Source organism: Phenylobacterium sp. FG114, from assembly GCF_057809855.1.
This window is the reverse complement of record NZ_JBMDKU010000001.1, coordinates 439,880-462,562: the sequence shown is the minus strand read 5'-3', so window position 1 is coordinate 462,562 and position 22,683 is coordinate 439,880. Positions and strand designations below refer to the sequence as shown.

Here is a 22,683-nt window from a genome sequence, read left to right as displayed (position 1 = left end):
GCCAAGCTCAGCTCGGAGACGAACCCATGCCGCCCAAGTCCGGCCAACTGACGACCGAAGACGTGGCCGACGCGGCCAACGACACCGCCGCCAAGATCACCGCCGACGCCCAGAAGGCGATCGCCGACGCCGCCAAGCGGATCGAGGCCACCGTCCAGCAGGCGCTGGAACAGGTGCGCGCCCAGAGTCGGGTCTACGCCGACCAGGCCGGCGAACAGCTCGATGAGGCCAGCCGCATCGCCAGCGAACAGATCCGCGCCCGCCCGCTGGCCGCCACCGGCGCGGCGCTGGGCGTCGGCGTCCTGATCGGCATGCTGCTCGCCTCGGCGTCCAAGCGCTGATCTCCGTAAGGCTTTGGACTTCAAGCGGATCCTGAACTTCGCGGCGGCGGTGGCCGCCGTCGCGGCGGCCGTGGCGGTGTGCATCGTCGCGGCCTCGTTCGCGATCTACGCGCTGGCGCGGGAATACATCGGCCCGGCCGGCGGCGCGGCCGTGGTGACCGCGGTATTCGCCCTGGTGGCGGTGGTCGTCGCCCTGCTGGCCACGCGCAAGGTCACGCCGAAGACGGCCGCGGCCCCGCCGCCCTCGCCGGTGGACAAGGCGATCGCCATCGCCAGGGAACATCCCATCGTTGCGGTGGGCGCGGCCGCCGTCGCCGTGACCGTCATGGTGCGCAACCCGGCCATGGTGACCGCCCTCGTCAGCGCCTTCCTGGCCGGCAACAATACCGCGCCCCCGAAGAAGTAGGCGCGGAACACCACCCGCCTCGAAGCGTTGCCTTCGCCGCAGGCAGTTCGGTCTGCGAACGGAGATAATGACATGCTCGGTTGGGCTCTGACCTTTCTGGTGGTCGCCCTGATCGCCGGCGTGCTCGGCTTCACCTCGGTGGCCGGCGCTGCGATGGGGATCGCCAAGATCCTGTTCTTCGTCTTCCTGGTCCTGTTCGTCGTCTCGCTGGTCATGCACCTGGTGCGCGGCCGCGGCGTCGGCCCGGGCCCCCTTTAAGGCAGGCGATCGGAGGCGGAGCCGCATTGCGCTCCGCCGTCCGGCGTCTCGCGCCTGAACGGCGCGCATCAGTCCTCGCGCCGATCCAGCGCCCAGGTTCGATAGGGCTCGTACCTCGAACCCGTCCAGGCCAGCGCGGTGACCCGGATGCAACCGTCCTCGACCTCGACCTCGTTGTAGCCGGGCGGAACGCCTCGCTCGCGCACCGACAGGGTGCCCGCGCCCACGGCGTAGGTACGTCCGTCGCCATGCGGATAGGGCCAGGTGAAGGGGGCGTGGATGTGCCCCGACAGCACCAGGTCCACCTTGGCCGCGGCGAAGTCGGCCGCCGCCTTCTCCCCGCCCCACGTCCGGCTCGTCATCGGCCCGCCGATCATCTCGATCAGCGGATGGTGCACGACCACGATCCGCAGGCGGTCGCCGGGTTCGAACCATTCGGCCGCCCGCTTCGCCTGGTTCCGCGCGATCTGGCCCTTCGACCAGTTGATCCGCGGCTGCGCGCCGCGCGCGGTGTTGACGCCGCGCACCGCCACGCCGCCCTTGCGCCAACTCTGCGCCGGCGCGACGCCCACATAGTGTTCGAAGCGCCGGAAGGGGGCGAAGATCCGCTCGGCCCAGGCCAGGTAGGGCGCGTCGTGGTTGCCGGGGGTGACCAGCCGCGGTTCGGGCAGGGCGTCGAGCCACGCCAAGGCGGCCTCGAACTCGGCCTTCTCGGCAAAGCGCGTCAAGTCACCGGAGACGATGGTCAGGTCGAAGCCGCCGGCGCGGATCCGCTCGCCGGCGGCCGCCACCGCGGCCTTGTTCTCACCGCCGAAATGGATGTCCGACAGGTGCGCCAGCCGGATCTTCATTCCGCCCGCTCGTCCTTCGGCGGCGTCAATACGCGGCAGACCTTCGGGTCGAAGCGGACGTCGACCACGCTGGGCAGCTTGACCACCTCGCCGTCGAGCAGGGCCGGGATGTCCCGCGCCGCCCAGATGCGGGCGCGCTTGGCGAACTCGTCGTCCACCGACGGGTCGACCCGCCAGTCGCGGACGAGTGCGTTGAGGCCCAGCCGGAGGATCTCGCCCGCGCCCTTCGGATTGAGCGCCGCCGCCTCCAGGCAAGGGTCCTCGGCGTGCATCGCCTTCGAGGCGATCGGGCAGATCAGCACCAGCGCCTCGGCCTTGCTGCGCGGACGGCCTTCCAGCTGGTAGCGCAGCCGTCCCGTGAAGGCGCGCTGCACGGCGTGGCGCGTCCGTCCCAGCGCCTCAAGCAGTTGCCCGCGCCGCGCAGCCTCCCGCGCGGGCGCCAAGCGAGCGGGCGATCCCAGGATGGCGGCGCAGAGGAAGCGGTGGCCCTCGATGCACCCGCCGCCCAGGTCCCGCTCCCGCCCTTCGGTCAGGGCGAGCTTGAGGGCGTCCTGCCACGAGCGCTGCCCGTAGACGGCGTGCGGCATCATGTTCATCGTCCCGCCGGGCAGCGGCGCGATCATCGGCCCGTCGGCGCCGCAGCGTTCGGCGGCCGCGCGTACGGTGCCGTCGCCCGCCAGGGTGATCAGCAGGTCAGGCCCGGCGTCCACCGCGGCCTTGAGCTGGTCCATCAGTTCGCCCGGCTGAGGCGCGCGCACACGCGCCGTCACGCCGTGCTCGGCGAGCAGGCTTTCCAGCTCGGCAGGAGCGTTCGGGCCCACGCTGCCGGAGGCGACGTTGACGACCGCCTCGATCTTGCCGAGGCGGGGGCGGACGAGGGGTTCGGCTTCAGTTTGTGGCAGGCGTCGCAGTCCTGTCGGTCGAGGTCACGTCGCGGACGGCCTCGCTCGCGCCGGCGGCGGCGCCGCGAACCACAGGTTCGGCCTGGTCGGCCGCCGTGGCAAGGTTCTGGTCGACCACCGTGCCGGCGCCGCCGAACGAGCCGTTGACGGCCGCCAGGGCCATCACGATCAGCCCTACCGCCGCCGCGACGATCAGGAACGTCATGATGATGGGGTGGCGCCGGCGGGCCTTGGTGGCGTCGCGGCGGCCCAGTTCATAAGCCTGCCGAAGGTCGCTGCGCTCGGCGTCGCGGTCGCTGTAGGAGGTCACGGCAAAGTCTCCAGAAGTGTTCCCCCGCTGCAACGGGGGCCGCTCGCCTTGGTTCCGGGCGGAACTGCTCAGGTGCCGGTGCGTTTCCGGCCCAGAGCACGTCCGGCCCTCGGGCTGAGAGGGCGGGCTCCGAAGTGATCTGGCGACCGGCCCCCGGGCCGCCGCCGGGGACACGCAAAGGAGAGCCATTCTGATGTTGAAGCCTCTTATCGCTATCGCCGGCGCCGGTCTTCTGGCCTCGGCCTGCACCAGCACCGGTCATACGGAACGTAGCGCCCTGGGCGGCGCCGCTCTCGGCGCGCTTGGCGGCGCGGCGATCGGCGCGATCTCGGGTGACGTGGGCGTGGGCACGGGCGCCGCGGTCGGCGCGGCCGTCGGCGGCACCGTCGGCGCCGTGAAGGGCTGCCGCGACGAAGGCGGCTGCGGCAAGGCCACGCCGAACCGCCGCCAGTACTATGACGAGCGCGCGGGCCGCTATTACTACTACGATCCGGGCACCGGCCGGTACTACTGGGAAAATGGCACGCCGCGCTGAGGCGCCGGCTGAAGCCGAAGTATGAAGAGGGCGGTCGGCATTCCCGGCCGCCCTTTTTCGGATGGAATGGAGGGGCTCAAATGAACCGCGCGATCGTGATCAGCCTCGTGGCCGCGGCCGGGCTGTCCGCCTGCACCACGATGAGGACGGCGCGGGACCGGATCGTCCGCGCCCCGCCCACGTGCCAAGACGTCACCGTCCCGATTTATTTCGAGCCCGACGTTGCCCAAATCACGCCCGAGGGCCGCCGCGTGATCTCGACACAGGCCAACCAAGCGAGGCGCTGCAAGGTTCAGGGGGTGCGCGTCGTCGGCCTGGCCGACGCGGTCGGTGATCCGGCGGCCAACCTGGAACTCTCGAAGGCCCGCGCCGCTGCCGTCACCGACGCCCTGATGAAGGCCGGCCTGCCGCCCGCCGAATTCGATCTCTCCGCAGTCGGCCAGGCCGGCTCCGTCACTTCCGACGGCAAGATCGCCCCCGTCCGCCGCCGCGCCGACATCACCCTGAAGCTCTCGAAGCCGTAAGGCGCGCAGCGCGAAAGATTCCGGACCACGAAAGACACGAAAGCTGGCCGGCGCGCCCGTCGTGCTTTTCGTGTCTTTCGCGGTTGAAAGGGACAGCGCCTGCGGCGCGCGTTGAGCGCGCAAAGAGAAGGGCGGACCAGAGGTCCGCCCAGGTGTGCATCATCGAGAAAAGGGGTGCGGAGACGGCAGACTGGCATGCTCGCCAGCCTCAAGTCGGGGGGGGCGTCGCCGCCTCCGCAGAGATAGAACACGGGGGCCTGATAACCGTTCCGACGGGCGCCGATATTTTTTTGGCCCACCGTTCATCCCCCCGACCCACTCGACGAACTGGCGGAACGTCGGCTTGACCGTGCGCGTTAGTCCGGCGCCGCCACGAAAGGAGGGCGTCTCATGCGCAGTTCCTTCGTCGCCACCAAGGGCCTGAAGCTTTCGCGGAGCCCGAACGCCCGCGAACTGGCCAGCCGCCGCCGGCTTGCCGTGGTGGCCGCAATCCTCGTCCTGGCGGGCGCGAGCGCCGGTCTCGGCGTTCTCACCGCTCCGCGCGCCGTCGGCGAGTCCGCCGCGCGTACGGGCCCGTTCAGCTATTTCCCATCTGAGTAAGGAGACCGAACCCATGTCGTATTCTCAAGACAGCGAGAGGCCGGTCACGAACGCCACCCGAGCCCGCCAGGGCCGGTGGGGCCGGCCTGTCTTCTGGGTCCTGGTGTTCGGCACCCTGCTGGCCGCCCTGGGCATGTTCGCCGCCTGGACCTGGAAATCGGCCGACGAAGGCCCTGCCGGCACGGCGCAGGAAACCGTCGACGGCCGCGGCTACGGCGCGCCGACGCCACCCCCTCCCACTCCCCAGAACCCCTGAGGCTGAAGCCTCTCGTCGAAACAGAAAGGGCGCCGCTTGAGGAAGCGGCGCCCTTCTTATTTTGACCGCTGGTCCCTCGCCAAAACCCCTCTTCCCGGGCGACTCGCTGCGGAGCCAAGGGAGACGGGAATTGTTCGGCGAGGTCTCCGTCCTTACGCAGCCTGCTTGTTCTGGCGGCGCGGGTGGAAGAACAGCGCCTGGCCGATGGCGGCCTTCACGGTCTCCGGCTGGAAGGGCTTGGTGATCAGGAACGTCGGTTCGGGACGTTCGCCGGTCAGCAGGCGCTCGGGGAAGGCCGTGATGAAGATCACCGGCACGTCGTAGCGCTGCAGGATGTCCTTAACCGCGTCGATGCCCGACGAACCATCGGCGAGCTGGATGTCGGCCAGCACCAGGCCGGGCGTCTTGCGGGCGACCGCGTCGACGGCCTCGGTGCGCGTGGCGGCGATGTCCACCACCGTGTGGCCCAGTTCGGTGACCAGCGCCTCGATGTCGGCGGCGATCACCGGCTCGTCCTCGATGATGAGCACGTCCGTCGCCAACTCGGCGTCGATCTCGGCCTGGGCCTCGGCGATCAGGACTTCGACCTCGGTGAAGTCGGCGCCGAGGATCTGGGCGGCCTCGGTCGGCGTAAAGCCTTCCAGGGCGGTCAGCAGGAACGCCTGGCGCGACCGCGGGGCGATCCGCATCAGCCGCCGCGTGGCGTCGTCCATGCCGGCGTCATCGTCGGCCGGGCCCTCGAGCTGGGCGCCGGAGGTGCACCAGATCGCGTGGAAAACGTGGTAGAGCGCGACGCGCGGCGTCATGTTGTCGGCGAGCGTACGTTCACCAGCCGCCAGCGCTTCAAGCGCGACGCGCACGTAGTGATCGCCGGTGGTTTGGTCGCCCGTGAGGGCGCGCGCGTAGCGGCGCACATAAGGCAGATGCGGCGCCAATCGGGCTAGAAGACTCAAGGGTTCACCCCTCCCGTATTGCAGTTCGAACACGGCAGCCCGGTGCGAAGGCTTCTTCCCCCGGCCGAACCCCATGATGAACCGAAAACGTCATGCAAGGGAACCGGTTCCCATGTGGCGCGGTTTTCCGCATCTTGTTCCACGCCGCAAGGGAACCCGAATTCGGACGAGGGCGTTGAGCAGTCGCAAGGAACACGAGAGGGGGCGGACTTCGCGTGAGCGAAGCGCCGACGAAATGATCGAACAGCGTCCAACAGCGGAGCGCCGGAAGGCCTCCGCAGCTCTTGATGAAGCCCGCCTGCGTCAGCAGGCGATTGGCGTGCGCCTGCGTCAGATGTTCGACGAGGTGGTGAACGAGGAGGTCCCGGATGAATTCCTGGAAATCCTGCGTCGCGCCGACGAACGTGGCTCGGAGAAGGCTTGATGGAAGCCTCTGCCGAAAAGCGCGCCGAAAAGGTCCGCGCCCCGCGCACCGCCGCGGAAGACGCCGCCTTCAAGCGTGAGCTGGTCCAGCTCATCCCACACCTGCGCGCCTTCGCCCGCACCCTGTGCGGCGATCCCACCGCCGCCGACGACCTGGCGCAGGACGCCATGATGAAGGCGTGGGATGCGCGCGCCAGTTTCCAGATGGGCACGAACATGAAGGCCTGGACCTTCATGATCCTGCGCAACCAGTTCTATTCGGAAAAGCGCCGCTCGTGGCGCCAGAGCCAGCTCGACCAGGAGGCCGCCGAGCGGACACTGGTGGCGGTGGACGATCCCGAGGCGCCCGTCGCGCTCGACGAACTCCGCCAGGGCCTGGCCATGCTGCCCGCCGAACAGCGCGAGGCGCTGATCCTGGTGGGCGCCGGCGGCTTCGCCTACGAGGAAGCGGCCGAGATCTGCGGCTGCGCGGTGGGGACGGTGAAGAGTCGGGTCAGCCGGGCCCGGCGCGCTCTGCACGCCATCCTCGAGGACGGGGCCTACGAGCGGGACGGCGCGGCCGCGGGGGACGCGATGCGTTCTATCCTGGCCGACGCGGAGCGTCTAAGCACCGTCCGGTAGGACGGTTTCCGCAATGGTAGGTTTTCCCACCGGTTCGTTGAGCACGATCCGGGTCCGCTTGATCGCCGCCCTGGCGGCAGCCCTGCTGCCCGTGCTAGTGCTTGGCGCGCTGCAGTCGGCCATCGGCTTCCAGCGCGAGGGCCGCGAGCTGCGCCAGAACCTCGGCTTCGCCGCCGAGCGCAGCGCCGCGACCGCCCGCGCCCGCATGGAAAGCGCCGACGTCCTGCTGCAGACGCTGGCGCCCGGCGCGATCGGCTTCCAGTGCCAGAAGCGCTTGGCCCAGGTCACGACCCGCATCCCCGGCTACCTGAACCTGATCCGGTTCGATCGCCAGGGGCGCGTGGTCTGCGCCGCCGGCGGCGTGCCCGCGGACCTGGGTCGCGCCGAACGGCCGTGGTTCCGGCAGCTCGCGCAGGGCGGCTCCATCTCGATCACTCGGGACCCGGGCTCGGCCTACGCCGAGGAGCCCGCGATCCTCACGGCGGCTCGGGCCACCGGCGAGGACGGAGCCTTCGACGGCGCCTTCGCCGCGGTGATCGCGCTCACCAGCCTGCAGCCCCAGGTCAACGACCCCTCGCTGCCCAAGGGCGCCGAGGTGGGTCTGGTGGAAAAGACCGGCCGCTACATCACCTTCACCGACGCGGGCGCCTTCCCGCGGCTGCCGGCGGACTGGCGCGCCAAGGTCGAGGCCCGCGGCACCCTGGTCTGGTATGGCCAGGACGGCCTGGGTCGCCGGCGGGTCTATTCCGCCGCCCCGGTGGTGGGCGACGAGGTCTATGTCGTGCTGTCGGCCGCCTCGCCGGGCATCCTCTCGTGGGCGCGGCTCAACCCGCTGACCGGCATCGTCTTCCCGCTGCTCACCTTCCTGTTGGCGCTGATCGCCGTCTCGGCCGTGACCGACCGCGTCGTCGTCCGCTGGATCGCCTACCTCCAGCGGATCGCCGCCCTTTACGCCCGCGGCCGCCTCAGCGTGCGTCCGGTGCAGGCCGAGCAGATGCCGCCCGAGATCCGCGAGCTGGCCGAGACCCTGGAGGACATGGCCGACGCCATCGTCGGCCGCGACGCCTCGCTGCGCGACAGCCTCGCCCAGAAGGACGCGCTGATGCGCGAGATCCACCACCGGGTGAAGAACAACCTCCAGGTCATCTCCAGCCTGCTGAACATGCAGCAGCGCTCGCTGGTCGATCCCGCCGCCCGCTCGGCCATGAGCGACACGCGCCAGCGGATCACCGCGCTCGCCCTGATCTACCGCGCCCTCTACCAGGGGCCCGATCTGAAGCGCGTCGACCTGCGGCCGTTCCTCGAGGAGCTCACGGCCCAGCTGGTCAACGGCGAGCTGTCGCACGGGCTGGCGGTTCGCACCGAGCTGAAGGTCGATCCGCTGGTCATCGACCCCGACCGCCTCGCCCCGCTGGCGTTGTTCGCCGTCGAGGCCATCACCAATGCCCAGAAGCACGCCTTCGCCGCGCGCGGCGGTACGCTGCGGGTCAACTTCACCGTCCATGGCGAGGAAGCCGAGCTCGAGATCAGCGACGACGGGCAGGTCGAGGAGAGTGCCCTGGTCTCCTCCGGGGTCGGCCGCACCCTGATGACCGCCTTCGCGCGCCAGCTGCGCGGCCGCGCCGAGCTCGTGCGCAACGAGGCCGGCGGGGTCACCGCGCGGCTGATCTTCCCGACACCGGCCGCCGACCGTGTCGAGCCCACCTCGCCTGGGAACCAGGCGGCCGCCTGAAGCGTTGCCGCCGGGACCTTATGAAGCCCGGGAGATCCACCATGCGTAAAGTCGTTCTGCTGGCCGTTCTGGCCGCCAGCCTCGCCGCCACCGCCTGCAACACCGTGTCCGGCGCGGGCAAGGACGTGAAGTCCGCCGGCGAGGCCGTGACCAGCACCGCCGAAGACGCCAAGAACTAGGCGTCGAGCCCATTCCAGGAACAGGCCCCGGCGCGCGAGCGCCGGGGCTTTTTCTTGTTCAGGCCGCCGGCCGCAGGGCCGCGTAGAGGTCCATGTCGGGCGCGGCGCGGACGAAGGCCTTGCCGGCGTTGTCGTTGCGGCCCAGCAGCAGGCCGCCGCCGGGCGCCAGGGCGCCCTCGATCTGCCCGAGCGCGCGCGACGCCGCCTCGGGTGCCATCTGGTTCAGGACATTGCGGCACAGGATCAGGTCGAACTGGCCCAGCCGCGACAGGTCGTCCATCAGGTTCACCCGCCGCCAGCGCACCATCTGGCGCACCCGGGGCGAGAGGGCGAACCATTCGCCGTCCTTCTCGAAGTGGCGCACCAGCATCCGCGCCGGCAGGCCGCGCTGCACCTCGAATTGCGAGTATCGTCCGGCCTGGGCCTTCTCCAGGCTGCGCTCCGACAGGTCCGAGGCAAACAGCTCCACCGGGCCGATGTCCTTGGCGTCGGCCAGCAGCATGGCCAGCGAATAGATCTCCTGCCCCGTGCCGCAGGCGGCGCTCCAGATCCGCACCGGCTGGCCCTCGCGACGCTGGGCCAGGGCCGGCACCACCTCGTCCGCCAGCTCGGCGAAAACCCGGTGGTCGCGGAAGAATTCGCTCTCCGGCAGGGCCATCGCCTCGACGGCGGCCCAGACGAGCCGGTCGTCGGCGCCGTGGCGCAGGGCGTCGATGAACGCCTCGGTCGAGCTGAAGCATTCGCGCCGGGCCAGGGGCGCCAGCCGGCTCTCGATCAGATAGGCCTTCTCGGGGTCGACCAGGAGGCCGGCCCGCGTCAGGCATAGCGTGGCCACGTAGGCGCGGTCCTGGGCGGGGATCATGCGGTGAGCCCCAGGTAGTCCAGCTTGCCGGCGATGATCGCGCCGTCGAACGGCTTCATGATGAATTCGTCGGCCCCGGCGTCCAGGGCCTCCCGGATCGCCTCCAGGTCGTTCTCGACGCTGCAGAACAGCACCTTGGGCGCGTCGCCGCCGGGCTGCTCGCGCAGCTTCTTGACGAACTCCAGCCCGTCCATCGCCGGCATCCGCCAGTCGAGCAGGATCGCGTCGGGCATGACGGCGGTGCACCAGGCCATGGCCTCGACGCCGTCGGCGGCCTCGGCCACCTCGAAGCCCAGGTCCTCGAGGATCCGGCGCGAGACCTTGCGGATCACGCGGCTGTCGTCGACGACGAGGCAGGTCTTCAAGGCTCGCTCCGGGAAATCAGGAGCGTACTTCGCGCCGAGTTGGTTAACGCCGGGTGTGGCCCGGCGCAGAATGCCGCGTCAGCCGGCCGGCAGGGTGGCCGCGAAGATCACCCGGTCGTCCTGCACGTCGGCGAACACCCGTCCGCCCGCATCCTGCACGAACAGGTGGACATAGTAGGCCTGCACCCAGTGGCCGTGCAGCCCCTCGCCCAGGGCCTGGCCCTGCAGCCCCGCCAGCACCTCGGGCCGCAGCCGCGCGCGCGGGCCGGTCGACTCGATGGCGACCGCGACCGAGACGCCTTCCTGCACCGCCCGCACCTTCGCCACGCCGCCGGTCGGCAGGGCGGCCCCGGCCATCTGCGCCAGGTTCAGCAGGGTTCGCGCCGTGGGCTTGTTCACCGCCGGGGTGTCGACCATCCATTCCAGCTCGGCGCGCATATGGGCGAAGACGCCCTGCGCCAGACGCTCCAGGTCGCGCGCGTCGAACGTCTCGGCCGACGCCGACGCGCCGAAGGCCACGCGGCAGAACGACAGGAGGTCCGCCAGCTTCTTCGCCGACGAGGTGATCAGCCCCATCGCCTCCTCGCGCATGTCTTGCGCGGAAGGATCCTCCAGGAGGTCCAACCCCGAGGAGATGGCGCTCGCCGGGCTGATGAAGTCGTGACACATCCGCGCGGCCAGGTAGGCGGCCAGCTCGGCGGGGCGCACGGCGAGTTCGGGAGTCTCGGTCATGGAGCCCGACCTTGGCGCGATTTGCGCCTTGGGGAAACGCCTGGGCCTCTCTAATAGACCCGGCCATGGACAGGTTTTGGGATCCGTTCCTGGAGCCCGGCGTGCTGGTGCGTCACCCGACCGAGAGCGCGTGGGGGCTGGGCCAGGTGCAGTCGGTCGCCGGGCGCAGGGTCACCGTGAACTTCGAGCACGCGGGCAAGCGGACGATCGACGCGGGCGTCGTGACCCTGCTGTTCGTGGGCGACGATCCCCGAAAATAGCCGAGGGCGACTTGAGCGACGAAAATGTGGGCGAGATCCTCGCCGAGATCTGCGAGGCGGCCGCGGCCCTCATCCTTCCGCTGTGGCGCTCGGGCGTCGAGGTGCTGACCAAGGCCGACGAGAGCCCGGTCACCGAGGCCGACCAGCGCGGCGAGAAACTCATCCTGGAGCATCTGGCGCGGCGCTTCCCGGACGTGCCGGTGATTTCCGAAGAGGACGCCAGCGAGTTCGGCACGCCCGACGCCATCGGGCCTCGCTTCTTCCTTGTCGACCCTCTGGACGGCACCAAGGCCTTCGTGCGCGGGGACCCGAACTTCACGGTGAACATCGGGCTGATCCAGGACGGCCGCCCCGTCGCCGGCGCCGTCAGCGCGCCGCCCACGGGCGAGACCTGGTTCACCAAGGGCGGCAAGGCCTGGAAGCGCGTGAACGGAGGCCCGGCTGCCCAGGTGGTCGCGCGGCCCTGGCCCAAGGGCGCCGCCGTGGCCCTGGTAAGCCACACGATGAAGGAGGAGGTCGCCGTCAAGCTCGCCAACGAGTACGGCTTCAACCTGCGCGAGCCGATGGACTCGTCGATCAAGTTCTGCCGCATCGCCGAGGGTTCGGCGGACGTCTACCCACGGCACGGCCCGACCATGGAATGGGATATCGCCGCCGGACACGCCGTGCTCGAGGCGGCGGGCGGAACGGTGCTGACGCCCGAGGGACGGCCCTTCGCCTATGGCAAGGCGTCCGAGGGCTTCCGCAACGGGTGGTTCGTGGCCCGGGGCGCCTAGCGCGCCTTCGAGCGAACGCGGGAGCCGGCTCCGGTCGAGGCGACCTGAACCGCCGGCTCCACGCTTGAGCGGCTTCCCCCGGCTGAGCCGAGGGAAGCCTGCCCGATCAGGTGTTGTTCTGGCCGCCTTGGCCGCCCTGGTTCTGGCCGCCCATGCCGGACTGGCCGGCTTGCCCAGCCTGGTTCTGCTGGCCTTGACCGCCCTGCTGACCCTGTTGGCCGCCTTGCTGGCCGCCACGGTCGCCCTGCTGGTTCTGCTGGTTGGGCTGCTGCTGCTGGGCGTTGTTGTCCTGCTGCTGCGGGCGGCGGGTCTGGTCGTTCTGACCTTGGTTCATGTTGTTGTCCTGGCCCATGGTTCGTCCTTCCTGATTGCTTCTGCGACAGCGTCCATCACGGTCGGCGCTGCGCCCAGTAAAGGCCTCAGCCGCCATCTGGTTCGGCGTGGCCGTAGGACTTTTTTCGAACCGTCGGGCTCCCGACCGTCCAAGCTTAACCTATGATATTTCCAGGGATTTCCTGGATCAGGCGTCGGTCGGCGGGTGAGAGGCGACCCAGGCCTCCAGCGCCTGCGCCGCTTCGGACGCGCAACCGCCCTGGTGCACCTGGACGATCGCATCCAGCGTCTTGATCGCGTCGGCCTCGGGGCAGATTCCGGCGCGGGTGCGGGTGGCGTATAGGGCCGTGCGCGCCTGGCGTTCGGGCGGCGCAACGATCACCCTGAGCACCGCCAGCCGCTCGGCCTCGGCCTGGCCGGCCTGGCGCTTCGGCGCCGTCACGCCGCCCGGGGCGCCCTTCAGACGCACGGTGTCGCCCGACGCATGCATCAGCACCAGCGTCCGGCCGGGCGCCAGCGCCACCTTCGCGCCCCCGTCGTAGGATGTTCCGCGGGCGATGGACGGATCGTCCGACGCCACCACGATGTAGTCGCGGGCCAGGGCGCCACCGCCGAGAGTGGCCAGCGCGAGGCCCAGGATCAGCGCACGAGAAAGGCGAACCATAGCTTCAGCATGCGCGCCATGGTGGAGCGCCGCAAGTCCGTGCGCGGGTCGCGTATCGCGTCGCGCGAACGCGGATCGCCGAGTGACGTGAGGCCGCTAGGGCCTCTCCGAGGAGGGTGCGGCGCACACGCCTGCGACATATGCTTCCTCAACCGGCAATTGAGGATCTGATTAACCCACGGTTAAGAGGTTGCGTTTTATGGTCTCCGCCAGAATGTCGAGGCAGAACGCTATGGTCAGCGTGCAGCTAAGAAATTCCGGCTCGGGGCTATGGATGCCCTTCACCCTGCCGACTTCGGTGCAGGTGGCTCAGACGATCGCGGCGGCGGTGAAGACACTCAACATCGCCGACCAAGTTCGGATTCAGCCGTCCGCTCCGCAGCAGGTGGACGTGAGGGTCTAGCGCCCCGAAAGGTCGGTCCGCTCGTCCACGTCGAACAGCACCCCGTCGTCGGGGGCCTCGACGAGGGCCAACCGCGCGCCCAGTCCCTCCAGGACGCGCCGGGCGCCGACATCGCCTGTCAGCATCGCGACCTGCGCGAACAGCTCGCGCCCCAGCACGACCGGATTGCCCCGCCGCCCCGCGAACGCGGGCGCGGCGGCCGGCGCGCCCGCGCTCACCGCCGCCGCCAGGGGCGCCAGCACCGAATGCGGCACGCGCGGCATGTCCCCCAGGAACACGAACGCGCCCCGCGTCCCCGCCGGCAGGGCGGCGATCCCCGCCCGCAGCGAGGCGGCCATGCCCTCGGCGTGATCGGCCGCATGCACCAGCCGCACGTCGGGATCGAAGGCCCGCGCGCAGGTCCCGACCGCCTCTGCGTCGGCGCCGGTCACGACGGTCACCGATGCCACAGGCGCGGCCCGCGCCGCCGCCAGCGCGCTGTGCAGCAGCGGCGCGCCCCGCCAGTCGGCGAGCAGCTTGCCCCCGCCGAACCGCGTCGCCGAACCCGCTGCGAGCACAACCGCGACGAAGCTGTCCCCTGTCGCCACGCCCCAATCCCCCCTATCTTGCGTCACGGATGACGCCCTACGACGACATCGGCGCCCGGGCCACGGCCCCGCTCATCGACGGCCTTGGCCGGACGGTGACCTATTTGCGTCTCTCGGTCACCGACCGGTGCGACCTGCGCTGCCTCTACTGCATGGCCGAGCACATGACCTTCCTGCCCAAGGCGCAGGTGCTGACGCTCGAGGAGCTGGACCGCATCGCCACCGCCTTCGTGGGCCTGGGGACCCGAAAGCTGCGGCTCACCGGCGGCGAGCCCCTGGTGCGCAAGGGCATGCTCGACCTGGTGCGCAGCCTGGGCCGCCACCTTTCCACCGGCGCCCTCGACGAACTCACCCTCACCACCAACGGCACCCGCCTGACCGAGCTCGCGGGGCAGCTGGCCGATGCGGGCGTCCGCCGGATCAACGTCTCCATCGACACGCTTAGGCCCGAGCTGTTCCGCACGCTCACCCGCGGCGGCGACCTGGCCAAGGTGCTGGCTGGCGTGTCGGCCGCCCAGGACGCCGGCCTCGCGGTCAAGATCAACGCGGTGGCGCTGCGCGACGCCAACGCCGCCGAGATCCCCGATCTGGTCGCCTGGGCGCATGGCCGGGGCTGCGACATCACCCTGATCGAGACCATGCCGATGGGCGAGGTCGACGTCGACCGCACCGACGAGTTCCTCTCGCTTCGGGAGGTTCGCGCCAAGTTGGAAAGCTTCTGGACGCTCGAGGACCTGCCGTTCTCCACCGGCGGCCCGGCGCGCTACGTCCGCGTGGCGGAGACCGGCGGCCGCCTGGGCTTCATCACCCCGCTCAGCCACAATTTCTGCGAGGCCTGCAACCGCGTGCGCCTCACCTGCACGGGCACGCTGCACACCTGCCTGGGACAGGAGGACGCCACCGACCTCCGGGCCGTGCTGCGGTCTGGCGCCACCGACGCCGATCTCGCCGCCGTGATCCGCCAGGCGATTCTGGGCAAACCCAAGGGCCACGACTTCCAGATCGCCCGCGCCCGGCCGGCCGTGGCGCGGCACATGTCCACCACCGGCGGCTGATCCATGGCCCGCGTCCTGCTGTTCGGTCCCCTGCGCGACCTCGCCGGATGGCGCGAGCGCAACGTGGAGGCGGCCTCGCTCTCGGCGCTCCGATCCCTCCTCGCGGACGAGGACGCCGCCCTAGGCGCGGCCCTCGGCGGCCCCGGCGTGCAGGTGGCGGTGGACCAGGCCCTGGTGCGCGGCGATCCGGCGCTGTCGGCCGCCAGCGAGGTCGCCTTCCTGCCGCCCATGAGTGGCGGATGATCCGCGTTCGCCAAGCCTTGGGAAGGTACGCCCGGCCCTTCGTCGCTCCGAAGGGAACGTAGAAGGATGATCGTCCTCACGGAACAGTCCTTCGATCCCGGCGCCCTCTTGACGATGTTCACCCGCGGGCGCAGCGAGACGGGCGCCGTGGCCACCTTCACCGGGCTCGCCCGGGCCGAGCAGGGCGCGACGACGGTCCTGGAGTTGGAGGCCTACCCGGGCTTCACCGAGACCGAGATCGGCCGCATCGCCGAGCAGGCCCGCGAACGCTTCGGCTTGCACGACCTGGCCATCCTGCATCGGGTCGGGAAGATCGGCCCCGGCGAGCCCATCGTCTTCGTCGCGACCGCCGCCGGCCACCGCCGAGCCGCCTTCGAGGCCTGCGACTTCCTGATGGACTATCTCAAGAGCCGCGCGCCCTTCTGGAAGAAGGAACACGGCCCCGACGGCGCCCGCTGGATCGAACCCACCGCCCAGGACCACGCCGACCGGGAGCGGTGGGGGTAGGCCAAGCTCCTCTCCCAGCCGCGGCAGCGCTGTGGGAGAGGAGAAGAAAAAGCACGAACAACTTTGACGCCGTCCGCATGCGTATGTTCTTCATATGTTCATGTCGCAGGCCGCGCACATCTCCGAACGGCGCCAGCAGATGCTGGGCGAGCTGGCCGAGCTCGACCTCGTCGCCGCCAAGGCCGCGCACGCCAGCTACCTGGCCGCCATCGACACGCCGGAGGAGGCCGAGAAGGGCCGCACCTACCAGCGGATGTCCCGCTCGGTGCGCCAGTCCCTGGCCCTGCACGAGCGGCTGGAACGCCTGGCCTCCCGCGAGGCGCGCGAAGCCGCCCACGAGGCCCGGCGCGAGGCCGTCCTCCATCCCCCGCACGAAGACCCGCCGCCCCGCCGGTCGTTCCCGCGCGACATCGCGGCCGCCGACGCCCGCGCCGACGAGTTGCGCACCGCCGTGCGCCGGCTGATCTGGACCGAGGGCTTCGAGAAGAGCGAGCTGGAATCCGAGCGCGAGCTCGAGGGCGAGTTTTACCGCCACCTCGAGCACTGGCTGGCCGACGCCCGCTGCGACGACGACTTCGTCACCCGCGACCTCGACGACCAGGTCGCCCAGGTCTGCGAGGACTTCGGGCTCAACCCCGACAACGTCCCCCGCTGGCGCGACCTGCCCCCGGTCGACGCCGCCGTCATCAAGCCCTGGCTCGAAGACCTCGAAGGCTACGCCGAGCCGCCCTGGAAGGGCGCGGGCTAAGGGCGAAGCGCCCCGCACGCCCCTCGTCTCCCCCTATTTTCGGATCGTCATCCCCGGGCTTGTCCCGGGGATCCAGAAACGCCGACGGTTCCTATGGCCCGCCGTAGCGCCGATGCGCGTCCTTCCCTCGCCGGCGTGTCTGGATGGCCGGGTCGAGCCCGGCCGTGACGAGCGGGGGACTCCGTGTGGTGCGTGCTGGTCCATGTGGCCCGTCGCGCGGCAAGAAGCGTCCGCCCTAGCCGCGTGCAGTATTCAGCCACGCCCCCCGAACGGAACAGTCACGGTCCCAACGCGATTCCCTCTATTGAGGGGACGAACTTCATTGAACCGCAGCCTGTGACCGACGCCGAGACACCGCGACGCCCGCCGCGACCCGCCCGCACGACCATCCGCCTTCTGGTGGTGATCGCCTGTGTGCTGCTGGCCGCCGTCGCCCTGGCCTGGTTCAACCGCAAGACCATCGCCCGCGAGGCGCTCACCGGCTGGCTCCAGTCTCGCGGCATACCCGCCGACGCGCAGGTCGAGGCCTTCGGCCCCACCACATTCACGGCGCGGCTGCGGATCGGCGACCCGAACAACCCGGACTTCGCGGCCGAACGCGCCGAGGTGCGCTACCGCGCCCGCATCACCGGCATCGAGGTGGTCTCGGTCACCCTGAAGAAGCCGGTCCTGCGCGCCCAGCTCCGCCGCGATGGCCTGCACGTCGGCGCCCTCGACCCCATCGTCCAGGAGTTCCTGCGCCGCCCGCCCCAGCCTAACGCCACCCAGCCGCTGATCCGGATCGACGGCGGCGTCCTGGTGCTTGCCACCGACTATGGCCCGCTGCGGCTAGCCGCCGACGCCCTCGTATCCGAGGGAAAGCTGCAGACCCTGAGCGCGACCTCGGCCCCCGCGCGGCTGCGCAGCCCCGACTTCGACGTCAGCCTTGGCGCCGGCGCGCTACGCGCCGTCACCCGCGCCGGCCGCATCGCCGTCTCCCTGGCCGCGCCGGTGGTTGGGGCCAAGACCGCAGCGGCCGAGGTGGGCGACGGCCGCCTGACCCTCACGGCCGACCTGCCCTATCCGGACCTCCAGAAGCAGCGCGGCGACGGCGCGGTGGTGGCGGGCCTCACCCTGACGGGCCGCAAAGTCACGGTCGCCGGCCAGGCGCTCGATGAGGCCGAGCTGAAGGCCGGACTCACCGGGCAGGCCCGCGGCTGGATCCCAGACCTGCTCGTCACGGGCCGCGCGACCACCAGCCTAACCGCCACGGCCGGCCGCTTCGGCGCCACCGAGGCCCGGGCGATCCGCGCCTCGGCCGTGCTCAACGACTTCGCCTGGGCCCGCAAGGACGGCGACCGCGTGGCGGCGACGCTGAAGTTCAATGGAGGCGTCGAGGGTGTCCGGAGCGGCGACCTGCGCCTCGATGCGGTTTGGCTCACGGCCAACGGCCCCGTGGCTGCCGCCGGCGGCGGGATCGACGTGAAGCTGGCCGCCTCGGCGGTGGGACGCGGTGGCTGGGCCGGCCTCGGCGCGGTCACGGCGCAGGACGCGGCCGATATGGCCGCCATAAAACGCGCGGCCCGCAGCTTCCGCTTCGCGGCCCCGGCCGTCTCGCTGCGCTTCACCGAGGGCCAGGGCGCGATCGGCCTGCCCCAACCCATCCGGCTCGCCATGGCGGGCGGCGGCGTGGCCGAACTCGCCGCCCGCGGCGCCTCCCCCCTGCTAGGGCCGCACGGCGACGCCTTCCGGCTCAACGTGAAGGGCGGTGGCCTGCCGGCGGTCGAGGCCGATGTGGCGAAGCTCACCCTCGTGGAGGGCGGGGCGGTCGCGTCCGGGCGTGTTCACGCCCGCGCATCGGTGGGCTTTGTCCAGGGCGCCGATCTCGACGCGTCCGGCCGGCTGCAGATCGTGAACGGCGGCGTCACCTTCATCGCCGACCGCTGCATCCCCGCGAAGGCCGAACGCCTCGACTTCGGGGCCAACGACATCGAGCGCCTGTCGGGCCGCCTTTGCCCCACAGGCGGGCCGCTGTTCCGGATGACGGGCGCGGACTGGCGGATCGCCGGCCGCGTCGAGGCCGCGACCGCGTCCGCGCCTTTCATCCAGGGCCGGGTCACCGACGGAGCCGCCCGCTTCGTCGCCGAGAGCCGCCGGGGCAAGGTCGCCGTCCAGGCCCACATCGACACGGCCCGCCAGGAAGACACCGGCGCCGACAAGCGCTTCAACCCCTTCATGATGACCGGCGACGCCAGCCTGTCGGAGTTCATCTGGCGCGCCGACCTCGATTTCCGGATGCCGAGCGGCGCGCCGCTGGGCAACGCGCTCGTCACCCAGGATGGACGCCTCGGCCTGGGCGTGGTGGTCATCGAGACCGAGATGCTGAATTTCGACGAGGGCGGGCTGCAGCCGGCGCAGATTTCGCCGCTGGCCGCCGCGGTTGGCTCGCCGGTGGTCGGCCAGGCGAAGTTCAAGGGCCGCTTCGACTGGACGCCGGCGGGTTCGACCAGCAACGGCGTCGTCAACATCCCGCGCCTCGACTTCCAGAGCCCGGCCGGCCCCGTGAAGGGCCTCAAGGGCGAACTGGTCTTCTCCAGCCTGGCTCCGCTCACCGCCGCGCCCGGGCAGCAGATCACCATCGAGCAGGTCCAGGGGCCCCTGCTGCTCGAAAACCTGCGCGCCACCTACGGCGTGGTCGACAACCTCCTGAAGGTCGACGGCGGCGAGGCGGATGTCGGCGGCGGCAAAGTGCGCGTGGAAACCCTTGAGATTCCCCTGGTCCCAGACGCGCCGATCCGCGGCGTCCTCATCCTCGAGGGCGTGCAACTCCACGACCTGGTCGAGGCCTCGCCGTTCGGCGACAAGGTCGAGCTGGATGCGAAGGTGACCGGCAAGATCCCGTTCGACATGACCGGAAACAAGGTGCGCATCTCGGGCGGCGAGCTGCACGCCATCCAAGCCGGCCGCATCTCGATCGACCGCTCGGCTCTGACCGGCGTGAGCACCGACACCCCGCCGGCCACGCCCGCCGTGCCCGATCCGAATTCCACCTTCACCGACTTCGCCTACCAGGCGATGGAGAACCTGGCCTTCGACAAGCTGGAAGCCAGCGTCGCCAGCCAGCCGGACGGGCGCCTGGGCGTGCTGTTCCACATCGTCGGTCGACACGACCCGCCCACCAATCAGAAGATCAAGCTGACGCTGATGGACCTCATCAACCGGCGCTTCCTGGGCAAGCCCCTGCCACTGCCGTCGGGGACGGGCGTCAACCTGACCCTCGACACCACCCTCAATCTGGACGACCTGCTCTCGGACTACGCCGAATATCAGAAGGCGAAGAGTTCAGGTCCGCTTCAGCCGTGAAGCTTCAGAAAGGACCCATGATGACGGAGACCGCCCCATGAGAGCCGTGCTGCTGGCCGCGCTCGCCTCCACGAGCCTCGCGGCCTGCACCCCGACCGTTCGGGTCGAGGTCGCGCCCATCAACATCTACGCCAAGCTGGACGCCAACGTCCGGCTGCAGCTGGACGAGGACGTCAAGGCCCTCATCCAGAAGAACCCCAACCTCTTCTAAGAGGGGAAAGACCATGAAAGACCATTTCAACATCGCCGCCGCCGTCCTGGCCGCCCTCGCCGCGACGCCGGCCGTGGCCCAGGCCATGGACTCCAAGGCCGCCGTCGACGCCGCCAAGGCGCAGGGGATCGTGGGCGAGCAGGCCGACGGCTTCCTGGGCTTCGTGAAGCCTTCGTCGGACCCGCCCCTGAAGGCCGCCGTCGACGACATCAACCAGGGCCGCGCGGCCCTCTATCGCCAGGCCGCCGCCAAGAACGGCGTCTCGGTCGAGGCGGCCGGCGCGTCGGCCTATACGCAGGTGGTGCAGAGCCGGCTGAAGCCCGGCGAGTACTACAAGCCGGCCGGTGGCGGCTGGGTGAAGAAGTAGTCCGCGAATATTAGGTGGGGGCGCAGGGACTGGCGCCCGGCTCAAAGGCTTTGGGCCTGCGCCCCCACCCTCCCTCCGAAGAGGGAACTCTCAAGCCGTCTCGGTCGCCCGAACCCCCTGCGCCTTCCGCTCGCGGCGGCGGCGGGTGAGGACGTGCTCGGTGTAGCCGTTGGGCTGCTCCCGGCCTTTGAACACCAGCTCGAGCGCGGCCTGGTAGGCGACGCTGTCGGGATTGCCGGCCATGGGCGTGTAGAGCGGGTCGTCGGCGTTCTGGCCGTCCACCACCTTGGCCATCCGGGCCATCGTCTCGCGCACCTGCGCTTCGGTGCAGACGCCGTGGTGCAGCCAGTTGGCGATGTGCTGGCTGGAGATCCGGAGCGTAGCCCGGTCCTCCATCAGGCCCACGTTGTGGATGTCCGGCACCTTGGAGCAGCCGACGCCCTGGTCGATCCAGCGGACCACATAGCCCAGGATGCCCTGGGCGTTGTTGTCCAGCTCCTGCTGCACGTCGGCCGGGCTCCAATTCGACTTCGCCAGCGGCGGCGTCAGCAGTTCGGTCAGCCCGGTGGCGGCCGTCGTGCCCATGGCGGTCTGCAGGGCCGGGACGTCGACCTCGTGGTAGTGCAAGGCGTGCAGCACCGCCGCCGTCGGCGACGGCACCCAGGCGGTGTTCGCGCCGGCCTTCGGATGCCCGATCTTGGCGGCCAGCATGTCCTTCATCATGTCGGGCGCGGCCCACATGCCCTTGCCGATCTGGGCGCGGCCCTGGAAGCCGGTGGCCAGGCCGATCTCGACGTTGCGCTTCTCGTAGGCGGGCAGCCAGGGTTCGGCCTTGATGGCGTCCTTCCGGGCCACCGGGCCGGCCTCCATGGCCGTGTGGATCTCGTCGCCGGTGCGGTCCAGGAAGCCGGTGTTGATGAACACCACCCGGTCCTTGGCGGCGAAGATACAGGCCTTGAGGTTGGCGCTGGTCCGCCGCTCCTCGTCCATGATGCCGATCTTGACCGTGTTGCGCGGCAGGCCGAGCGCATCCTCGACCAGGTCGAACAGGCGCACCGCCAGGGCCACCTCGTCCGGCCCGTGCATCTTGGGCTTCACGACGTAGACCGAGCCCACGGCGCTGTTGCGCTGGGCGCCCTTGATGTCGTGCAGGGCGGCGGTGACCGTGATCAGCGCGTCGACCGCCGTCTCGAACACCGGCTCGCCGCCCAGGCGGACCATGTCGGTGGTCATGTGGTGGCCCACGTTGCGGACCAGCATCAGCGAGCGACCCTTCAGGGTCAGCTCCCCGCCCTGGGCCGCGCGGTAGGTGCGATCCTCGTCGAGCCGACGGGTCTCGGTTCTGCCGCCCTTCTGGAAGCTGGCCGCCAGGTCGCCCCGCATCAGGCCTAGCCAGTTGCGGTAGACGCCCACCTTGTCCTCGGCGTCGACGGCCGCGACGGAGTCCTCGCAGTCCTGGATCGCCGTCAGCGCCGCCTCGACCAGCACGTCGGCCACGCCGGCCGCGTCGTCCTTGCCGATGTTGCTGGCCCGGTCGATCTGGATCTCCAGGTGCAGGCCATTGTGCTTCAGCAGCACCGCCGCGGGCGCATCGGCCTCGCCGCGCCAACCCGCGAACTGGCCCTCGGCGGACAGGCCCACCTTGCGACCATCCTTCAGCGTGACGACCAGCGCGCCGTCCGCCACCGAATAGGCCGTCGCGTCGGCGTGGGACCCCTCGGCCAGCTGCGCCACACGATCCAGCAGGTTGCGGGCGAAGGCGATCACTTTGGCGCCGCGCGCGGGATCGTAGCCCTTGGTCCCCGTCGGCGGCTCGATCGCGTCAGTGCCATAGAGCGCGTCGTACAGGCTGCCCCACCGGGCGTTGGCGGCGTTGAGCGCGTAGCGGCCGTTGGACACCGGCACCACCAGCTGCGGCCCGGCGGTGACCGCGATCTCGGGATCGACGCCGCGGGTGCCGATCCGGAACGCTTCGGGTTCCGGCAGCAGGTAGCCGATCTCGCGCAGGAAGGCGGTCTCCTCGGCCACGTCCACCGGCTTGCCGCGGCGTTCGCGCCAGTAGCCGTCGATCAGGACCTGCAGTTCGTCGCGACGGCGCAGGAGCTCCAGGTTCTTCGGCGCGAAGTCGGCGAGGATCGCCTCCAGGGCGTTCCAGAACGCCTGCGGGCCGACGCCGGTATCCGGCAGCAGCTCAGTCTCGACGAACGCGTGCAGCAGGTCATCGACGGCGAGGTTGGCGGTGATGTCCATCTTGAACTCTCGACTGGCTGGCGGCAGCGCGCGCGGCCTCAAGCCATAGCAGGAAAAAAGAGGGCGGCCCGAGACATCCCAGGCCGC

32 protein-coding genes are annotated in these 22,683 nt (G+C 70.5%); 21 read left to right on the top strand and 11 right to left on the bottom strand.

Translation table 11 applies throughout. The annotated features are described in order from the left end of the window. The first annotated feature begins 26 nt into the window (after positions 1–26). From ACODSY_RS02390 to ACODSY_RS02380, 3 genes are all read left to right on the top strand, one after another. Entirely contained in the window at positions 27–341 is a 315-nt protein-coding gene (locus tag ACODSY_RS02390; RefSeq protein WP_488950024.1) for a glycine zipper domain-containing protein, read from the top strand. A gap of 13 nt (positions 342–354) precedes the next feature. After that, entirely contained in the window at positions 355–747 is a 393-nt protein-coding gene (locus tag ACODSY_RS02385) for a hypothetical protein (protein ID WP_488950023.1), read from the top strand. A gap of 72 nt (positions 748–819) precedes the next feature. Continuing rightward, complete coding sequence (locus ACODSY_RS02380) at positions 820–1,005, top strand: DUF1328 domain-containing protein (RefSeq protein ID WP_068877826.1); 186 nt, start codon at positions 820–822, stop codon at positions 1,003–1,005. 68 nt (positions 1,006–1,073) lie between these two features. On the opposite strand, the gene ACODSY_RS02375 is transcribed toward ACODSY_RS02380, so the two are convergent. From ACODSY_RS02375 to ACODSY_RS02365, 3 genes are read right to left on the bottom strand one after another with little or no spacing between them, the layout of a single operon-like run. Then, a complete protein-coding gene (locus ACODSY_RS02375; RefSeq protein ID WP_488950022.1) occupies positions 1,074–1,856 on the bottom strand; it encodes a metallophosphoesterase family protein in 783 nt (260 codons plus the stop codon). Further along, on the bottom strand, positions 1,853–2,710 hold the full coding sequence (locus ACODSY_RS02370; RefSeq protein ID WP_488950154.1) for a diacylglycerol/lipid kinase family protein: 858 nt from the start codon (positions 2,708–2,710) through the stop codon (positions 1,853–1,855). The genes ACODSY_RS02375 and ACODSY_RS02370 overlap by 4 nt, the downstream gene beginning before the upstream one ends. Before the next feature lie 34 nt (positions 2,711–2,744). Next, positions 2,745–3,068: a hypothetical protein gene (locus ACODSY_RS02365; RefSeq protein WP_488950021.1), complete on the bottom strand. Its 324-nt coding sequence runs from the start codon at positions 3,066–3,068 to the stop codon at positions 2,745–2,747. 193 nt (positions 3,069–3,261) lie between these two features. Here ACODSY_RS02365 and ACODSY_RS02360 point away from each other — a divergent pair, with 193 nt between their 5' ends. From ACODSY_RS02360 to ACODSY_RS02345, 4 genes are all read left to right on the top strand, one after another. Beyond that, positions 3,262–3,603 carry a YMGG-like glycine zipper-containing protein gene (locus ACODSY_RS02360; RefSeq protein ID WP_488950020.1) on the top strand — a complete coding sequence of 114 codons (342 nt, stop codon included), beginning with the start codon at positions 3,262–3,264 and terminating at the stop codon, positions 3,601–3,603. An 80-nt stretch (positions 3,604–3,683) separates the two neighbouring features. Beyond that, entirely contained in the window at positions 3,684–4,127 is a 444-nt protein-coding gene (locus tag ACODSY_RS02355; protein WP_488950019.1) for an OmpA family protein, read from the top strand. A 390-nt stretch (positions 4,128–4,517) separates the two neighbouring features. Beyond that, positions 4,518–4,727 carry a hypothetical protein gene (locus ACODSY_RS02350; protein ID WP_488950018.1) on the top strand — a complete coding sequence of 70 codons (210 nt, stop codon included), beginning with the start codon at positions 4,518–4,520 and terminating at the stop codon, positions 4,725–4,727. A gap of 13 nt (positions 4,728–4,740) precedes the next feature. Then, entirely contained in the window at positions 4,741–4,983 is a 243-nt protein-coding gene (locus ACODSY_RS02345; RefSeq protein ID WP_488950017.1) for a hypothetical protein, read from the top strand. A 152-nt stretch (positions 4,984–5,135) separates the two neighbouring features. On the opposite strand, the gene phyR is transcribed toward ACODSY_RS02345, so the two are convergent. Then, positions 5,136–5,936: an anti-anti sigma factor/receiver protein PhyR gene (phyR, locus tag ACODSY_RS02340; RefSeq protein ID WP_488950016.1), complete on the bottom strand. Its 801-nt coding sequence runs from the start codon at positions 5,934–5,936 to the stop codon at positions 5,136–5,138. Between the two features lie 235 nt (positions 5,937–6,171). Between phyR and nepR the strand changes: the two genes are divergently transcribed. The 4 genes from nepR to ACODSY_RS02320 are packed head-to-tail and all read left to right on the top strand — an operon-like array spanning position 6,172 to position 8,891. Then, a complete protein-coding gene (gene nepR / locus ACODSY_RS02335) occupies positions 6,172–6,360 on the top strand; it encodes an anti-sigma T factor NepR (protein ID WP_068877835.1) in 189 nt (62 codons plus the stop codon). Beyond that, positions 6,360–6,980, top strand: a complete 621-nt coding sequence (locus ACODSY_RS02330; RefSeq protein ID WP_488950015.1) for a sigma-70 family RNA polymerase sigma factor — start codon at positions 6,360–6,362, stop codon at positions 6,978–6,980. The genes nepR and ACODSY_RS02330 overlap by 1 nt, the downstream gene beginning before the upstream one ends. A 13-nt stretch (positions 6,981–6,993) precedes the next feature. Continuing rightward, a complete protein-coding gene (gene phyK / locus ACODSY_RS02325; RefSeq protein ID WP_488950014.1) occupies positions 6,994–8,712 on the top strand; it encodes a sensor histidine kinase PhyK in 1,719 nt (572 codons plus the stop codon). A gap of 41 nt (positions 8,713–8,753) precedes the next feature. After that, entirely contained in the window at positions 8,754–8,891 is a 138-nt protein-coding gene (locus ACODSY_RS02320; RefSeq protein WP_488950013.1) for an entericidin A/B family lipoprotein, read from the top strand. A 58-nt stretch (positions 8,892–8,949) separates the two neighbouring features. Here ACODSY_RS02320 and ACODSY_RS02315 read toward each other — a convergent pair whose 3' ends face one another. From ACODSY_RS02315 to chpT, 3 genes are all read right to left on the bottom strand, one after another. Continuing rightward, complete coding sequence (locus ACODSY_RS02315; RefSeq protein WP_488950012.1) at positions 8,950–9,753, bottom strand: CheR family methyltransferase; 804 nt, start codon at positions 9,751–9,753, stop codon at positions 8,950–8,952. Continuing rightward, the gene (locus ACODSY_RS02310; protein ID WP_488950011.1) at positions 9,750–10,118 is read right to left on the bottom strand and encodes a response regulator; all 369 of its coding nucleotides are present in this window, start codon (positions 10,116–10,118) and stop codon (positions 9,750–9,752) included. The genes ACODSY_RS02315 and ACODSY_RS02310 overlap by 4 nt, the downstream gene beginning before the upstream one ends. A 78-nt stretch (positions 10,119–10,196) precedes the next feature. After that, entirely contained in the window at positions 10,197–10,850 is a 654-nt protein-coding gene (chpT, locus tag ACODSY_RS02305; protein WP_488950010.1) for a histidine phosphotransferase ChpT, read from the bottom strand. A 65-nt stretch (positions 10,851–10,915) separates the two neighbouring features. Between chpT and ACODSY_RS02300 the strand changes: the two genes are divergently transcribed. Next, positions 10,916–11,110 (top strand): DUF3553 domain-containing protein, encoded by a 195-nt coding sequence (locus tag ACODSY_RS02300; RefSeq protein WP_488950009.1) that lies wholly within the window; start codon positions 10,916–10,918, stop codon positions 11,108–11,110. A gap of 11 nt (positions 11,111–11,121) precedes the next feature. Then, entirely contained in the window at positions 11,122–11,886 is a 765-nt protein-coding gene (gene cysQ, locus ACODSY_RS02295; RefSeq protein ID WP_488950008.1) for a 3'(2'),5'-bisphosphate nucleotidase CysQ, read from the top strand. 106 nt (positions 11,887–11,992) lie between these two features. Here the strand turns inward: cysQ and ACODSY_RS02290 are convergent, their stop codons facing one another. Together ACODSY_RS02290 and ACODSY_RS02285 are read right to left on the bottom strand one after the other, a co-directional pair. Continuing rightward, complete coding sequence (locus ACODSY_RS02290; protein ID WP_488950007.1) at positions 11,993–12,238, bottom strand: hypothetical protein; 246 nt, start codon at positions 12,236–12,238, stop codon at positions 11,993–11,995. A 168-nt stretch (positions 12,239–12,406) separates the two neighbouring features. After that, positions 12,407–12,883 (bottom strand): hypothetical protein, encoded by a 477-nt coding sequence (locus ACODSY_RS02285; protein WP_488950006.1) that lies wholly within the window; start codon positions 12,881–12,883, stop codon positions 12,407–12,409. A gap of 274 nt (positions 12,884–13,157) precedes the next feature. Between ACODSY_RS02285 and ACODSY_RS02280 the strand changes: the two genes are divergently transcribed. Beyond that, a complete protein-coding gene (locus tag ACODSY_RS02280) occupies positions 13,158–13,286 on the top strand; it encodes a hypothetical protein (RefSeq protein WP_488950005.1) in 129 nt (42 codons plus the stop codon). Here ACODSY_RS02280 and ACODSY_RS02275 read toward each other — a convergent pair. Further along, entirely contained in the window at positions 13,283–13,873 is a 591-nt protein-coding gene (locus ACODSY_RS02275; RefSeq protein WP_488950004.1) for a nucleotidyltransferase family protein, read from the bottom strand. The two genes, ACODSY_RS02280 and ACODSY_RS02275, sit on opposite strands and share 4 nt — an antisense overlap. A gap of 29 nt (positions 13,874–13,902) precedes the next feature. On the opposite strand from ACODSY_RS02275, the gene moaA reads away from it, so the two are divergent. The 7 genes from moaA (at position 13,903) to ACODSY_RS02240 (ending at position 20,346) form a co-directional block, all read left to right on the top strand. Continuing rightward, the gene (gene moaA / locus ACODSY_RS02270) at positions 13,903–14,928 is read left to right on the top strand and encodes a GTP 3',8-cyclase MoaA (RefSeq protein ID WP_488950003.1); all 1,026 of its coding nucleotides are present in this window, start codon (positions 13,903–13,905) and stop codon (positions 14,926–14,928) included. Positions 14,929–14,931: 3 nt separating this feature from the next. Beyond that, entirely contained in the window at positions 14,932–15,171 is a 240-nt protein-coding gene (locus ACODSY_RS02265; protein ID WP_488950002.1) for a MoaD/ThiS family protein, read from the top strand. Between the two features lie 66 nt (positions 15,172–15,237). After that, positions 15,238–15,678 (top strand): molybdenum cofactor biosynthesis protein MoaE, encoded by a 441-nt coding sequence (locus ACODSY_RS02260; RefSeq protein ID WP_488950001.1) that lies wholly within the window; start codon positions 15,238–15,240, stop codon positions 15,676–15,678. Between the two features lie 100 nt (positions 15,679–15,778). Then, a complete protein-coding gene (locus ACODSY_RS02255) occupies positions 15,779–16,426 on the top strand; it encodes a hypothetical protein (RefSeq protein ID WP_488950000.1) in 648 nt (215 codons plus the stop codon). 336 nt (positions 16,427–16,762) lie between these two features. Next, on the top strand, positions 16,763–19,768 hold the full coding sequence (locus ACODSY_RS02250; protein WP_488949999.1) for an intermembrane phospholipid transport protein YdbH family protein: 3,006 nt from the start codon (positions 16,763–16,765) through the stop codon (positions 19,766–19,768). Positions 19,769–19,805: 37 nt separating this feature from the next. Continuing rightward, positions 19,806–19,979, top strand: a complete 174-nt coding sequence (locus ACODSY_RS02245; protein ID WP_296599002.1) for a YnbE family lipoprotein — start codon at positions 19,806–19,808, stop codon at positions 19,977–19,979. Between the two features lie 13 nt (positions 19,980–19,992). Then, a complete protein-coding gene (locus ACODSY_RS02240; RefSeq protein WP_488949998.1) occupies positions 19,993–20,346 on the top strand; it encodes a YdbL family probable chaperone protein in 354 nt (117 codons plus the stop codon). 90 nt (positions 20,347–20,436) lie between these two features. On the opposite strand, the gene ACODSY_RS02235 is transcribed toward ACODSY_RS02240, so the two are convergent. Then, the gene (locus ACODSY_RS02235; RefSeq protein ID WP_488949997.1) at positions 20,437–22,596 is read right to left on the bottom strand and encodes a malate synthase G; all 2,160 of its coding nucleotides are present in this window, start codon (positions 22,594–22,596) and stop codon (positions 20,437–20,439) included. Positions 22,597–22,683 lie beyond the last annotated feature (87 nt).